This window comes from Streptomyces sp. NPDC058674 (assembly GCF_042716505.1).
In the GTDB taxonomy this organism is placed as follows: domain Bacteria; phylum Actinomycetota; class Actinomycetes; order Streptomycetales; family Streptomycetaceae; genus Streptomyces.
The window spans coordinates 30668-43967 of the sequence record NZ_JBHXSC010000047.1 but is presented as its reverse complement, the minus strand read 5'-3'; the positions used below and the strand labels follow the sequence as shown (position 1 = coordinate 43967).

Below are 13300 nucleotides of genomic sequence, written 5' to 3'. Positions count from 1 at the left end.
TGCGGGGACGTACGGAGGCCAGCGCCGCAAGGCGCTGATTGGCCCTTAGCCCTTGAAGCGCGGGAAGGCGGAGCGGCCCGCGTACACGGCGGCGTCGTCGAGGATCTCCTCGATGCGCAGCAGCTGGTTGTACTTGGCGACGCGGTCCGAGCGGGCCGGGGCGCCGGTCTTGATCTGGCCGCAGTTCACGGCGACGGCGAGGTCGGCGATGGTGACGTCCTCGGTCTCGCCGGAGCGGTGCGACATCATGCACTTGAAGCCGTTGCGCTGGGCCATCTCGACGGCGTCCAGGGTCTCGGTCAGCGAGCCGATCTGGTTCACCTTCACGAGCAGGGCGTTCGCGGAGCCTTCCTCGATGCCGCGGGCCAGACGCTCCGGGTTGGTGACGAAGAGGTCGTCGCCGACGATCTGGACCTTGGAGCCCAGGCGGTCGGTGAGGGTCTTCCAGCCGGCCCAGTCGTCCTCGTACAGCGGGTCCTCGATGGAGACCATCGGGTACGCGGAGACGAGCTCCTCGTAGTACTCGGTCATCTCGGCGGCCGAGCGGGACTGGCCCTCGAACTCGTACTTGCCGTCCTTGTAGAACTCGGACGCGGCGACGTCGAGCGCGAGCGCGATGTCCTTGCCCGGGACGTAGCCGGCCTGCTTGATGGCCTCGACGATGAGGTCGAGCGCGGCGCGGTTGGACTCCAGGTTCGGCGCGAAGCCGCCCTCGTCACCGAGACCGGTGGACAGGCCCTTGGTGTGGAGGACCTTCTTGAGGGTGTGGTAGACCTCGGCACCCCAGCGCAGCGCCTCGGAGAAGGACTCCGCGCCGATGGGGGCGATCATGAACTCCTGGATGTCCACGTTGGAGTCGGCGTGCGACCCGCCGTTGAGGATGTTCATCATCGGGACGGGCAGCAGGTGCGCGTTCGGACCGCCGAGGTAGCGGAAGAGCGGCAGGTCCGAGGCCTCGGACGCGGCGTGCGCGACGGCGAGGGACACGCCGAGGATGGCGTTGGCGCCGAGCGAGCCCTTGTTGTCGGTGGCGTCCAGGTCGAACATGGCCTGGTCGATCAGCCGCTGCTCGGTGGCGTCGTAGCCGACGAGCTCCGGCCCGATCTGCTCGATGACGGCGAGGACGGCCTTCTCGACACCCTTGCCGAAGTAACGGTTGGGGTCGCCGTCACGGAGCTCGATGGCCTCGAATGCACCGGTGGAGGCGCCGGACGGAACAGCAGCACGGCCGGTGCTGCCATCGTCGAGGCCCACCTCGACCTCGACCGTGGGGTTGCCTCGGGAGTCCAGGATTTCCCGGGCTACGACGACGTCGATGGACGGCACGAGCATCTCCTTCTGGGATGTGACGCTGGATGTGCGGTGGCGTCAGGCCGTGGGATGGCCTTGCCGCCTAGAGCCTAACCGGCTCCGGGCACTCGGTCGGCCGACCGCCCGGGTGCTGGGACGAAAAAGGGTCCGAATACCCCGGATTCAGGACATAGAGCTCTCGGTCGACCGGGTCCTGCCAGCACAAACGCCACCGCCCGGCGCGTGGAGGGACGCGCCGGGCGGTGGACATCGTGCGTGTTGCGCCTGCTCCTACGGCCGTGGCCGCAGGGGTCAGGCCAGGTTCAGCTTCTGACCCGGGAAGATCAGGTCGGCGTCCGGGACGATCTCCTTGTTCAGCTGGAACAGCTTCTCCCAGCCGCCCTGGACGTTGTTGGCCTCGGCGATGGTGCCCAGCGTGTCGCCGGACTTGACCTCGTACGAGCCGTTGCCGGTCTTCGGGGCCTGGGCCTTCGGCTTGGCGACCGGGGCCTCGGCGCGCTCGGAGCGCGTGGTCGGAGCCTCGGCGCGCTTGGCCTCCGCCTTCGGAGCGACCTTCGGGGCCGCCTTCTGCGCGGCCTTCGGGGCTGCCTTGGGGGCTGCCTTCTGCTCGGTCTTCGGCTTGGCGGCCGGAGCCGGGGCGGCGGCGCCGGAGGCGTTGGACAGGCCCTTGCCGCAGTGCGGCCAGGCGCCCTTGCCCTGGCCCTTGAGGACCTTCTCGGCGATGGCTATCTGCTGCGCCTTGGTGGCCTGGTTGGCCTGGGCGGCGTAGGCCTTGCCGCCGAAGGCCGCCCACGTGGAGGACGTGAACTGCAGTCCGCCGTAGAAGCCGTTGCCCGTGTTGATGGACCAGTTGCCGCCGGCCTCGCACTGCGCGACCTTGTCCCACTCGGAGGCGGTGGCGGCGCTGGCGGAGCCGGCGGCCATCAGGGGGGCGGCGACGGCCACGCCGGCGACACCGGCGAGCGTGACGATGCGAACGGCCTTGGAACCGCGGCGGTGCTTGCCCTTGCCGGAAAGCAGCATGGAGTTTCTCCTCACCGACGCCTACGAGGTGAGCTGTCGGGTTCGGGCGAGTGAGTTGCCCGGCCGTGCGACCTAGCGCACGTCTTAACCCCTAGCCGGTGGCGTGACCGTCTCTCAACGGCCGCTCCCGGCGCCTACCTTGGTTCCCCCGCTCCTGCCTTCGGCGCTTGACGCGACGACTGTTCCCCCCGTCCGCCGGCAGGATTCGGCGATGCGGTCGAAGGAGCCCGCGGTGGCGGGCGATTCAGAAGGTAGACAGGTCCCTCCCCGATGTTCAACGAGCAACATCGGGGAGAAACGGCCCCTACTTGCGCCCCTCGCAGGGGTGTTTGCGCAGGTGAGGACGGGGTTTGCGGAAGCCCCTGGGCGGGACACGCCAGTTGACCGGAAGAGACACATGTCTCACTTGCGGAAAACGGACAATCAACGCCTTCTGGGTGCCCGAAGTGCCCCTATTCTGCGCTTAGATCCAGATTCTGGCCAGGCTTGATCAGATCCGCGTCCTTGCCGATGACCTGCTCGTTGGCCTCGTAGAGCGCGTTCCAGCCGCCCTTGAGTCCCTTGGCGTCCGCGATGGCGGTCAGGCTGTCGCCCGTTTTGACGGTGTACGTGGGGTCCGACGCGGCACCGGACGCGCCGGACGCCTCGGGGGCGGCCGGACCGCGGTGCTTGCCGCTGCCCTCGGGGACGGCGGGCACGGCCGCGGGGTTCACGGAGGCCCCCGGAGTGGTCTGGGCCGTGGGCCCGTTGGAGGGGCTCTGCGCGGACCCGCCCGAGGACGAGGGCGAGGGGCCGGGCGTCGTCGGATCAACCGGAGCGGTCGGCGCCGTCGGGTCCACGGGGGTTGTGGGGCTCACGGGCGCCGTCGGGTCCACGGGTGCCGTCGGGTCCACCGGAGCGGTCGGAACGGTCGGCGCGGTCGGGTCGGCCGGGGCCGTGGTCGGCTGGTCCGGGGCCGGCATGACGGGCAGACTGCCGGGGGGCGCCTGCGGGCCGTCGGGGAGGGTGAACGACGGGGTGCCGGACGGGGCGGGGACCGGCGTGGGCGCGCCGAAGTCCGTGGGACGCGCACCGGAGCGGTGGACGGGCACATCGGAGTCCGGACGGTTGGGAGTGCGGCTCACCGACCCGGCGGCGCCGGGCAGGCCCGGGTCCACCTGGGCCGCGGGGCCCTGCTGGGACAGGCCCGAGGACACGGCGCACAGCGGCCACGCCTGCGGCCCCTGGGAGGCGAGCACCCGCTCGCCGACGGCTATCTGCTGGGACCGGCTCGCGAGGTCGGGACGCTCGGCGAAGTCGAGTCCGCCCGCGTTGCGCCACTCCTCCTGGGTGAACTGCAGCCCGCCGTAGGCGCCGCTGCCGGAGTTGGCGCTCCAGCTGCCGCCGCTCTCGCATTCGGCGACCTGGTCCCAGGTGGAGGTGTCCGCGGCCGAGGCGTTGGCGGCGGCAAGCAGCGGCAGGGCCAGCGCGGAGCCAGTGACTCCGGCGGTGACTACCAGCGCGGGGACCTGGCGGGGGCGTCTGTGGCGGCCGTTCCCGGAACGCATGAGGGTGCACCTTTCGCATAACGGCGGGGTAACGGCAGAACCTAGCGGCCTTAGCACGCAGGTAACAAGTTCGGTCGAAAACTGACCCTCGGTCAGACCGTTTCCGATCGCTCCTCAGTTGTTTCGGGGTGTGAAGCGAACCGGAAGGGTGCGCAGGCCACGCATGATGAGTCCGCCGCGCCAGCGCAGGTCCGCTGCTGGAACGGCCAGTTCCAGATCCGGCAGACGCATCAGCAAAGTCGCGAGCGCCGTCTGCCCTTCGAGCCGGGCGAGCGGCGCACCGAGGCAGTAGTGGATCCCGTGTCCGTATCCCAGGTGCTGATTGTCACGTCGGCTCAGGTCCAGAGTGTCCGGTTCTGCGAACCTTGCGGGGTCCCGGTCGGCCGCGGCGAGGACCACCAGCACCGGATCGCCCGCCGCGACCTGCCGCCCGCCGAGGGTCAGCGGCTCCGTGGCGAACCGCCAGGTGGCCAGCTCGACGGGGCCGTCGTAGCGCAGCAGCTCCTCGACGCCGGTCTCCAGCAGGCCGCGCTCCCCGGCGGCCAGCGACCGCTGGAGACGCTCGCGCTGACCGGGGTTCGCGAAGAGCGAGTGGACGCCGTTGCCGATGAGGTTCACGGTGGTCTCGAAGCCGGCGAACAGCAGGATGAAGGCCATCGCGGTGGCCTCACCCTCCGTCAGGTGGTCGCCGTGGTCGCTCGCCCGGATCAGGTCGGAGATCAGGTCGTCGCCCAGATCATCCCTTTTGCGATGGATGAGCTCGCCGAGGTACGTCCGCATCTGCTTGACGGAGCGGGCGACGCCGCCCCGCGGGCCGCCGCCGTGCCGGATCATCATCCCGGCCCAGTCCCGGAAGTCGTCCTGGTCCTCGCGCGGTACGCCGAGCATCTCGCAGATGGCGTAGATGGGGAGCGGGAAGGCGAACTCGTGGATGAGGTCGGCCTCCCCCTTCTCCGCGAAGGCGTCGATGAGGTGGTCGGTCAGCTCCTGCACCCGCGGGGCGAACTCGGCGACCCTGCGCGGGGTGAACGCCTTCGACACCAGCCGCCGCAGCCGGGTGTGGTCCGGCGGGTCGATGTTGAGCAGGTGCGTCATCAGCTCGGCCTTGCGCTCCCCGGGGATGCCCGTCCGGCCCTTGGCGTGCGCGGACCCCGCGTGGTGGGCCGGGTCCTTGCTGAGCCGCTGGTCGGCGAGGGCCTGGCGGGCGTCGGCGTACCGGGTCACCAGCCAGGCTTCCACCCCGCTGGGGAGCTCGGTGCGGTGCACCGGGGAGTGCTCGCGCAACCAGGCGTAGGCGGGGTAGGGGTCGGTCGCGAACTCCCAGTCGAAGAGAGTGGGGCCCTGGGCGGGAGGGGCGTCGGCCGGGGTGGCGGGGGTCTGCTCGTGCACCCGACGACCGTATCCCGGCGCCGGGCGGCGATCCCATATGGCCGCTTCGTCGCGGCTGTCCGTAGATCCCCCATCCCTTGACCTCAGGTTCCGCTCCGTTCCTACTTTCGGTTTTGTGGATGTGAGGATCTTGAAAAGCAGCTTCGCGGTGGTGGAGAGACGGGCCGAGCACGCGGTCAAGTACTTCTACTCCCACCTCTTCTGGCACAACCCCGGAATCCGTGAGCTCTTCCCGACCTCCCCGGAGGACATGGAGCGGCAGCGGGACCGGCTCTTCGCCGCGCTCACGCACGTGGTCGCCGGGCTGGAGGACGAGGCCCTGGTCCCCTACCTCCACGAGCTCGGACGCGACCACCGCAAGTTCCTCGCCGGCCCCGAGCACTACGCGGCCGTCGGCGCCAGCCTGCTCGCCGCCCTCGCCGAGACCTCCGGAGACGCCTGGAGCCCGCAGGCCGAGAAGGCCTGGGCCGAGGCCTACCAGATGATCGCCGACGCGATGGCGGCCGGCGCCGACGCGAGCGAGGACCCGCCCTGGTGGGACGCACGGGTCGTCCGCCACCTCCGGTACGGACAGGACCTCGCCGTCGTGACCCTGCGGCCGGCGCTCCCCTTCCCGTACGTGCCGGGCCAGTACGCGAGCGTGAGCAGCGGGCGGGTCCCGACGACCTGGCGCACCTACTCCCTCGGCAACGCCCCCCGCCCCGACGGCACCGTCGACCTCCACGTCAGCCGGATCGAGCGGGGCAGCCTCAGCGGCGTCCTGGTCCGCGACACGCTGCCCGGCGACGTGCTGCGGCTGGGCGCCCCGGGCGGCCGGCTGGTCTTCCGCCGCGAGGACCGCCCGGTCAGCCTGATCGCCGCGGGGACCGGCTGGGCACCGATCCGGGCGATCCTGGAGGACCTCGCCGAGCATCCCCCCGATCAGGACGTACGGCTCTTCGTGGTCGCCCGGGACGCCGCCCACCTGTACGACCGCCCGCTCATCGACGCGTATGCGGCGGCCTGCCCCTGGCTCGCCGTCACCTACATCACGCCCGCCCCCGGGCAGCACCGCAACCAGGCCACCGGCCGGCTGGCCACCGCCCTCGGCAACCGCGGGCTCTGGCCCGACCAGGACGTCTACCTCAGCGGGCCGCCGGCGTTCGTCGAGGAGACCGCCCACCTCCTGGAGGAACTGGGCGCCCGCCCCGGGCGGATCTTCCACGACGCGGTGCCCGTCCCCGGCCGGGGCCAGGGTCCCGGCGGCCGCCCGCTGGGATTCGGGGAGTGGTTCCTGGACCGCCCCTCGCCGCACTGGCACAACCCCTCGGGCCGCGCGCCGCGGGACCGCTGAGCTCCCCGCGGGCCCGGGCCCGGGGCCGTCCGCCCGGGACAGCCCTCGGCCGGCCCGCTCGGCCGACGCCCCCGGCCGACGCCCTCAGCTGACGCCCTCCGCCGGCACCCTCAGCTGACGCCCTCCGCCGCCCGGATCGCGTCCCGGTAGACGCGGGCCGCCGCGCGCAGCGCCGTCTCGGGGTCGGTGCCCGCCGCCTCGGCGCGCGCCGCCAGCGCCAGCAGCTCGTACCCGATGCCCTCGCCGCGGGGCAGCTCCACGGCCACCCCGCCCGTGCGGACCCGTCCCGCGAGCTTGGCCGCGAGTGCGAGGCCGGGCTGGCCGAGCGGGATGCCGTCGGTGACCGACTCCCGCTGCTTCTCGACCGCCTTGGTCCGCAGCCAGTGCTCCTTGACCTCGTCCGGGGTCCGCGCCTGCGCGTCCCCGAAGACGTGCGGGTGCCGCCGGATCAGCTTCTCCACGAGTGTCGCGGCCACGTCGTCGACGGAGAACGGCCCCTGACCGCCGCCGTCCGCGGCGCCCTCGTCGTCCTCGTCGGTGTCGGCGCCCGCGGCGTCCGCGGTGAACTCCTCGGCGATCCGGGCGTGGAAGACCACCTGGAGGAGCACGTCGCCGAGCTCCTCGCGCAGTTCCTCCCGGCTCCCGTCCTCGATGGCCTCGACGAGCTCGTACGCCTCCTCGATCGCGTACTTGGCCAGGCCGCGGTGGGTCTGGCGGGAGGACCACGGACATGCGCGCCGAATCCGGTCCATCACCTGGACCAGGTCGAGCAGGCGCGCCCCCGGCAGGTCGTACGAGCCGGGCAGCAGCTCCAGCTCCGGCATGGCGACCCGGCCCGAGCCGGCCAGCCGGGCCAGGCCGTCGGTCAGCCGCCGGTCGCCCTCGCCGCCCGGGAGCACCACGACGGTGCGCCCGCCGGCGCAGGCCCCGACCAGCGCGTGCGCGTCCGGCACCTCCCGCGCGACCTCGATGCCCGCCTCCCGCAGGTACGGCAGTTGCGGGTGGTCCGGGTCGGCGCACAGGACCCGGTCCGCGGCGTGCAGCACCTGCCAGGCGGGCCAGGACAGCACGCCGGGCGCGACCCGGTGGCTGGTGGTCAGCAGGACGATGCGGCCGGTGGGCTCGGCGGGGGCGGGCTCGGCGGGTACGTGGTCGGTCACCCTCCGAACCTACCTCCGGCGCCGCGGGTCAGGCTCCGGCGGGTGCCTGCCCGGGCCGGGTCCGCTGGGTGATCCAGGGGGTCTGCGCCTCGCCGAGCTGGACCTGCGCGGCGTCCCACGCGCCGTAGCGCGGGTTCACCTCGATGTGCAGGGCCTTCGCGGCGGCGGACGCCGGCCCGGCGAGCTTGCCGCTGCCGTACGCGGCGTTCAGCTTGGCGAGCAGCACCCGGTCCGTGAGGAAGCGGTCCACCTGCTCGGGGGAGGTGGCCGCCTTCTGCAGCAGCAGCGCCTCGAACTGGGCGGCTCCGCCGTTGCCGTCGGCGAACGCCTTGCGCTCGTCCTCGATCTCCTTGGTGGAGGCCGTGAGCCCGGCGGTGGCGGCCATCCGGTCGATGATCCGGCTCTGGAGCATCGAGCCGAGCTTGAGCCGGTCCAGGTTGGGGGTGCTCGCGATCAGCTCGGCGGCGGCCTGCCCGGAACGGTTCTGCGCGGTGCGCACCTCGTTGACCTGGGCCTGGAGCGCGGAGGTGGTGATTCGCTCGCCGCCCACGACGGCCGCGGTGCCGGGGCGGGTCTCGGCGCCCGAGCAGGCGGACAGCAGGGGAGCCGCCAGGAGCAGGGCGGTGGAGACGGAGAGCGCTGTGCGACGGTGCAAAGGAGCCTCCAGGGCCGGGAGATTGTGCTTCGGTGCACAAGGGGCCGTGCGGTGATCGATGGTATGCAGTCAGGGTGGTCCGGGCCACCGGTTCGACCAACGATTCCCGGGGTGTTGGGGCACGTGTTCACCCGGTGGCCACCCTTCGGACCTCCGGCACTGCCAGGGTCGGCCCACCATGTCGACACCGCACCGCTCGCCGCGCCGCCGGAGCCTGCTCGGCTCGGCGGCCGCCGCCCTGCTCACGGCGGCGGCCGTGTGCGCGGGGGACGCCGTCGCCCGCGTCTTCCCGTACGGGCCCCGCCACCGCAGCGTCAACGACCTCGGGAACCAGTTCGTCCCCTTCCACGCGCACCTGTGGGACCTGCTGCACGGGCGGGCGCGGGGCGGGCTGCTGTTCAACTGGCAGTCCGGCTACGGCACGAGCTTCCTGCCGGATCTGGGCACCTACCTGACCAGCCCGTTCGCCCTCCTCGTCGGGCTCTTCCCGCGGGACGGCATCGACCTCGCGGTGTACGTGGTCACGGTGCTGAAGACCGCGGCCGCGGCGGCGGCGCTGGCCTGGCTGCTGCGGACCCAGCACCGCGGGCCGTGGTGGGCGGCCGGGCTGCTGGGCGCCTCGTACGGCCTGTGCGGCTGGTCGGTGATCGAGGCCTCCTACAACCCGATGTGGCTGGACGGGCTGATCGCCTTCCCGCTGCTGTGCCTGACGGGCGAGTGGGCCTTGCGCGGGCGCCGGCCGGTCCTGGGGGTGCTGGTGGTGGCGCTCTGCTGGACGGCGAACTTCTACACCGCGTACATGGCGACGCTGGGGGCGGCGGCCGTGCTGGTCGTGCGGGTGGTGCTGGCGCGGGAGGGCGCGGGGCCGCGGCTGCGGGCCGCCGGCCGGGCCGCGGGGACGGCCGTCCTGGGCCTCGCGCTCGCGGCGCCGGTCCTGGCGCCCCTGCTCCTCAGCTCCGGGCAGGCGTACCCGGGGTGGTCCAGGGAGTTCCGTCCGGTGTCCTGGGCGGACTTCTCCGCCCGGCTGCTGCCCGCCACGTACTCCTTCTCCTCCCCTGCGGTCTTCATCGGCACCGGGACGCTGCTGCTGGCGGCCGCGCTGCCGTTCCACCGGGCCGCGCCGCTGCGGACCCGGCTGTGGTGGACGGGCCTCGCGGCCGCGGCGGCGCTTTCCCTCCAGTGGGCGCCGACGCACCTGGCCTGGCACCTGTTCGCGACCCCGAACGGCAGCCCGTACCGGCAGACCTTCGTGCTGGCCGGGATCGTCGTGATCGCCGCCTGGGCGGGGCTGGCGGCGGGGCCGCCGGGCCCTCGGGCACTGGCCGCCGGGGCGGTCCTGCCCGTGGCCGCGGCGCTGTGGGCGTACGACAGCACGCTGGTGACGGCCTGGGGGTACGCGCTGTTCGGCGGCGGGCTGGCGGCCGGGGTGCTCGCCTGGTCGGCGCTGCGGCGGCCCCGGCTGGTCCGGCCGGCCGGTGCGCTGCTGGCGGTGGTGCTCCTCGCGCAGGCGGCCGCGACGACGGCGTACGGGCACCGGGGCAAGCTCGGCGGCCTGGACGACTACCCCTCCTGGGGGGCCGCCCACGCGGCGCGCGCGCAGGCCCTGTCGGACGCCGGGGGCTGGCCCGCGTACCGCACCGACCCCGGCCGTCCCGCCCTGTCGGGCAACGACCCGCTGCTGCTGGGCGGGGAGGGCGGCTCGTACTACAGCAGCCACACGCCGGAGGTGCTCACGGAGACGATGGCCGCGCTCGGGGCGGGCTGGACCTCGCGCGGACGCAACGTCCAGAGCATCGACAACCCGGTCACGGACGCCGTGTTCGCGGTCGGGGCGCGGCTGCGGCCGGACGGCACGGTCGGCCGGGCCCCGGTCCCGCCGCTGGTCACCGTCCGGCCGCCGGGCCCGCCCCCGGCGTACGGCGGCTCGCCCTTCGCCAACCAGGAACTGCTGCTGGGTGCACGCGTGTACGAGGACCCGCTCGCGCCGGGGGTGTGCCGCGCGGGCACGGAGGCCTTCCTGTGGGCCCCGGAGTACAACGCCACGGCCCGCCTGGCGGACGGGCCCGCCTTCCGGTTCAACGGGGCCGCCCCGCGCAACCGGGCCGCGCTCCAGCCGATGGGCGCCTCCCGGGGGGACGCCTCGGCCCTGGTCTTCGACGCGGCGCCGCCCGCGCGGTGGACCCTGTCCTGCCTGGACCGCGCCCGACTCGACGCGGCCGTGGCCGCGCTGCGCGCGACGGGTGCCTCCTCGGTGCGGGCCGGCCCGTCCGACCTGCGGGCCGTGCTCCCGCCGGGCAGCACGGGCACGGCGGTCCTCGCCGTCCCCGCGATCGCCGGCTGGACCTGCAACGGGCGCCCGGCCGCGGCCCGCCTGGGCCTGGTCGCCGTTCCGCTGGACGGCCGCACCGCGACGGTGGCCTGTTCCTTCCGCCCGCCGGGCCTCGTCGCGGGCACGGCGCTCGCGGGGGCCGCGGCGCTGGTCGTGGCGGGGCTGGCCGGGGGGCGGCGGCGGGCGGTGCGGGCGGTCCCGGGACCGCTCCGTCAGCGGACCTGACCGAGCCAGTGCAGGGTGCGGCGCACCTCCGTCGGGAACGGGTGGCCCGGACCGTGCAGGCGCTCCGCGTCGAACAGCAGGCGCACCAGGGTGCCGTGGGCCGCCGGGCGGTCGCCGAGGGAGAGCAGCAGGTGCGCTATCCGGCGGCGGACCTCCAGGGGCAGGCCGGGATCCGGGTTGGCGTAGTGGTTCTCGAAGAGCGGGAGCAGCGAGCGGTACTCGGCCAGCGCGGCGGCCGGCTCGCCCAGTTGCTCCAGGCACTGCGCCGAGTCGTAGCGGAAGCGCAGCGACTGCGGGTCCCCGGCCGGGAACTGGTCGGCCAGACGGCGCAGTTCGGGCAGGGCGCGGCGGTACTGGCCGTCGTCCATCAGCGTGGCGGCGTACTGCTTGCGCAGCGAGCGGACCACCGGGGAGTGCTCGCCGTGCTGGGCGACGGCCTCCGGGAGGATGCCGCCCAGGATGTCCACGGCCTGGGTCAGCTGCCCCTGGTCCAGGAGGGTGCGGGCCTCGTCCACCGCGGCCGGGATGTCCGGGCGCGAGGGCCTCGGCGGGTCGGCCGGCCGCGGCGGGATGACGGTGGCCCGGTCCGGCCAGGGGGCGTGGGGGCGCAGGAAGGGGCGGGTCGGGTCGAGCGCGCCCGTCCCCCGGACCCCGTCCGGGGTGACGCCGGGGGCGGCGCTGCCGCGGGCGGGCAGCAGCGGCACGAGGGACTCGTACACCTCCTGCGCGGAGGCGGGGCGGTCCTGGGGGTCCTTGGCCAGGAGGTGGAGCAGGACGGCCTCCAGCGCCGGCGGGACCTCGGGGCGCAGCCGGCGGACCGGGAGCGGGGGCTCGTACAGGTGGCGGTGCAGGACCCCGAGGGCGGTGGACCCGGCGAAGGGGACGGTGCCGCTGAGCAGTTCGTAGAGCAGCACGCCGAGCGCGTAGAGGTCGGTGTACGGGCCGACGGCTCCGCCCATGGCCTGCTCGGGGGCCATGTACGCGGGGCTGCCGATGGGCGTTCCGGTGCTGGTGAGGCGGGTGGTGTCGGTGTCCATCACCGAGGCCACACCGAGGTCCAGGACCAGCACGGTGCCGTCCGGGCGGACCATCACGTTGCGCGGCTTCAGGTCGCGGTGGACGATCGGCACCGCGTGCACGGCGGACAGCACGGCGCACAGCTGCGCCACGACCGCCACCGCCCAGGGCCAGGGGTACGGGTCGTGCTCCGCGAGGTGGTCGGCGAGGTCGGCGCCCTCGACGTAGCCCATGACCAGGTAGAGCTCGTCGCCGTCGCTGCCCGCGTCGTGCACCGTGACCAGGCCGGGGTGGTCCACCTGCGCCGTGACCCGGCACTCGCGCACGAACCGGCGCCGCAGCTCCTCGGCGACCGTGCCGGGGCCGGCGACCTTGTCGGGGCGCAGCAGTTTGACGGCGACCCGCCGGTCCAGGCGCTGGTCGTACGCCGTCCAGACCTGGCCCATGCCGCCCTGGCCCAGGATGGACGCGAGCTGGTAGCGGTCTCCGATGAGCCGGTCGGTCACCGATTCCGGTCCTCGTCGCGCGGCGGCTGCTTGCGCAGGAGTTCACTGAGCTCGTCGAGCTCGGCGCGGACCTGGCCGATGCGCGGCGGCGGAGTGTGCTGCGGCGGCGGGGTGTGCTGCGGGGGCGGGGTGTGCTGCGGGGGCCGGGCGGGGGACTGCTGCATCGGCTGCGTCTGCTGGACCTGGGGGTATCCGTAGCCCTGCTGCTGGGGCAGGTGGGGAGGAAGGTACGGAGCGGGCTGCGTCCCGTACCAGGGGCCGCCCGGGGCGGACGGCCTGGCCTCGTGGTGCCTGATGTCGGCCACGAGGAAGTACACGCAGACCCCGAAGCCGGTCAGGATCGCTCCCCCGGCGCCGAGGTCGCTCTGCCAGCCGCTCGTGTCGGGGGTGTGGTCGAGCTGGATCAGCGTGATCCAGATCACCGAGGCCGCGCCGCTGGCCAGCAGCAGCACCCAGTCGCGGGCCTTGCGGGTGACCAGCGCCAGCCGGAGCAGCGATCCCCACGCGAAGAAACCGCAGCTGAGGACGGGGAGCAGCGCGAAGAGCACGCGCAGCGTCACCACGCCCCCGGAACTGGGCTGGTGACCGTGCTGCGGCGGGAGGCCGGGGCCGTGCATCGCTGCTCCTGACGGGCCGTGCGGAAGAAGTTTCGGATCGAAGGGTATACAGCCTTTCCGGCCACGGGTGAGGGGATGCGCCCAACCGTTGCAGGGTCGCTGCACAGCGCCCCCCGCGGCGTGGCCGCGCCGTCCGCCGGGCCGCCGCGGGGGCCGTGGACGAGCCGCTCGCCGCGCCGCGCCCCGCC

At 73.8% G+C, this 13300-nt stretch carries 10 protein-coding genes and 1 riboswitch; of the genes, 2 read left to right on the top strand and 8 right to left on the bottom strand.

Annotated features, from left to right (window positions below):
* Window positions 1-45 precede the first annotated feature (45 nt).
* The 4 genes from eno to ACFWU6_RS22915 all read right to left on the bottom strand — a co-directional run bounded on the left by eno (window position 46) and on the right by ACFWU6_RS22915 (window position 5270).
* Complete coding sequence (gene eno, locus ACFWU6_RS22930; RefSeq protein WP_383806118.1) at window positions 46-1332, bottom strand: phosphopyruvate hydratase; 1287 nt, start codon at window positions 1330-1332, stop codon at window positions 46-48.
* A 270-nt stretch (window positions 1333-1602) separates the two neighbouring features.
* The gene (locus ACFWU6_RS22925; protein ID WP_383982803.1) at window positions 1603-2334 is read right to left on the bottom strand and encodes a transglycosylase family protein; all 732 of its coding nucleotides are present in this window, start codon (window positions 2332-2334) and stop codon (window positions 1603-1605) included.
* A gap of 3 nt (window positions 2335-2337) precedes the next feature.
* Window positions 2338-2510, bottom strand: a riboswitch (cyclic di-AMP (ydaO/yuaA leader).
* Between the two features lie 276 nt (window positions 2511-2786).
* On the bottom strand, window positions 2787-3881 hold the full coding sequence (locus ACFWU6_RS22920) for a transglycosylase family protein (protein ID WP_383982801.1): 1095 nt from the start codon (window positions 3879-3881) through the stop codon (window positions 2787-2789).
* A gap of 114 nt (window positions 3882-3995) precedes the next feature.
* The gene (locus tag ACFWU6_RS22915) at window positions 3996-5270 is read right to left on the bottom strand and encodes a cytochrome P450 (RefSeq protein WP_383806112.1); all 1275 of its coding nucleotides are present in this window, start codon (window positions 5268-5270) and stop codon (window positions 3996-3998) included.
* A 121-nt stretch (window positions 5271-5391) separates the two neighbouring features.
* Between ACFWU6_RS22915 and ACFWU6_RS22910 the strand changes: the two genes are divergently transcribed.
* A complete protein-coding gene (locus tag ACFWU6_RS22910) occupies window positions 5392-6603 on the top strand; it encodes a globin domain-containing protein (RefSeq protein WP_383806110.1) in 1212 nt (403 codons plus the stop codon).
* Window positions 6604-6713: 110 nt separating this feature from the next.
* Here ACFWU6_RS22910 and ACFWU6_RS22905 read toward each other — a convergent pair whose 3' ends face one another.
* Complete coding sequence (locus tag ACFWU6_RS22905; RefSeq protein WP_383982800.1) at window positions 6714-7763, bottom strand: nucleoside triphosphate pyrophosphohydrolase; 1050 nt, start codon at window positions 7761-7763, stop codon at window positions 6714-6716.
* Between the two features lie 28 nt (window positions 7764-7791).
* On the bottom strand, window positions 7792-8418 hold the full coding sequence (locus tag ACFWU6_RS22900) for a SurA N-terminal domain-containing protein (RefSeq protein WP_383806106.1): 627 nt from the start codon (window positions 8416-8418) through the stop codon (window positions 7792-7794).
* A gap of 178 nt (window positions 8419-8596) precedes the next feature.
* Between ACFWU6_RS22900 and ACFWU6_RS22895 the strand changes: the two genes are divergently transcribed.
* Window positions 8597-10972 (top strand): YfhO family protein, encoded by a 2376-nt coding sequence (locus ACFWU6_RS22895; protein WP_383982798.1) that lies wholly within the window; start codon window positions 8597-8599, stop codon window positions 10970-10972.
* On the opposite strand, the gene ACFWU6_RS22890 is transcribed toward ACFWU6_RS22895, so the two are convergent.
* Together ACFWU6_RS22890 and ACFWU6_RS22885 are read right to left on the bottom strand one after the other, a co-directional pair.
* A complete protein-coding gene (locus ACFWU6_RS22890) occupies window positions 10960-12495 on the bottom strand; it encodes a protein kinase (protein ID WP_383982796.1) in 1536 nt (511 codons plus the stop codon). The two genes, ACFWU6_RS22895 and ACFWU6_RS22890, sit on opposite strands and share 13 nt — an antisense overlap.
* Window positions 12492-13112, bottom strand: coding sequence for a hypothetical protein (locus ACFWU6_RS22885; RefSeq protein ID WP_383982794.1), 621 nt, complete (start codon window positions 13110-13112; stop codon window positions 12492-12494). The genes ACFWU6_RS22890 and ACFWU6_RS22885 overlap by 4 nt, the downstream gene beginning before the upstream one ends.
* Window positions 13113-13300 lie beyond the last annotated feature (188 nt).